An 861-nucleotide genomic window follows, 5' to 3' on the forward strand; every position below is an offset into this window, starting at 1 on the left:
TTGTACATCCCCTAGAATTCTAATAGAATTGTCTAACGATTTCACTAAACGCATGATTGTTTTATGACTTTCATGGGTGCCATGTGATAAATTCAACCGAACAATTTTCATACCATTGCTTATTAACTGAACTAATGTTTCTTTATTATTACTTGCTGGCCCAATTGTACAAACTCGATCAATTGTCATTTTCCCACCCTCCTTTTTTAAATGTTTCCCATAAAATAAAGAGAAAATTCTTTTTATAAGAAAGACCGTACAACTAAGGGTGCAAAGAAGTTTTATATGAGGAGAATGTTTTGCTGAAGAAGTAGCTTAAATTTAACTTTTTGACTCCATAGTTATTGTTAGTTTCGTTGCAATGGGGTACTACTAATAATAAATCTTGTTTACATACGAACGTTAGATTGGGATATCGAAAACGACCTATGGAGGAACCACAATGACTACTCTTCGAAAAAAAATAATGGGACTAACATTAGCGGGAACGGTAGCACTATTTACATTAGCAACAGGAATCATACTGAACGATAACGAGGTAAAAGCTGAGGTAAAAAAAGCAGGAAAGCAACCTAAAAATGTGATTTTCATGGTTATAGATGGGACAAGTTCTTCTGCTACAACATTAGCCCGGTGGTATAAAGGTTCACCTCTTGCACTAGATCAAATTGTATCCGGAGGTGTTCGTACATACTCAGCAGAATCGGCTATTACGGACTCTGCACCAGCAGCCACAGCTTTAGCAACAGGAAATAAATCAAATTCAGGCTACGTGGGCGTATTACCTTCTGTTGTGAATTCACCTGGCTTAGAACCAGTGAAAGAAGAATGCAAGTTTCGTCCAGTTGCCAACGTCTTAGA

At 37.0% G+C, this 861-nt stretch carries 2 protein-coding genes; one reads left to right on the forward strand and one right to left on the reverse strand.

Features of this window, described 5'->3' with window-relative positions:
- On the reverse strand, positions 1–189 hold a 189-nt coding region (locus AC1DJR_RS31780; protein ID WP_477004447.1), incomplete at its 3' end, for a pyruvate kinase.
- 253 nt (positions 190–442) lie between these two features.
- On the opposite strand from AC1DJR_RS31780, the gene AC1DJR_RS31785 reads away from it, so the two are divergent.
- The coding region (locus AC1DJR_RS31785; RefSeq protein ID WP_477004448.1) for an alkaline phosphatase at positions 443–861 on the forward strand (419 nt) is incomplete at its 3' end.

It is taken from the genome of Bacillus sp. 05T31 (genome assembly GCF_056396725.1).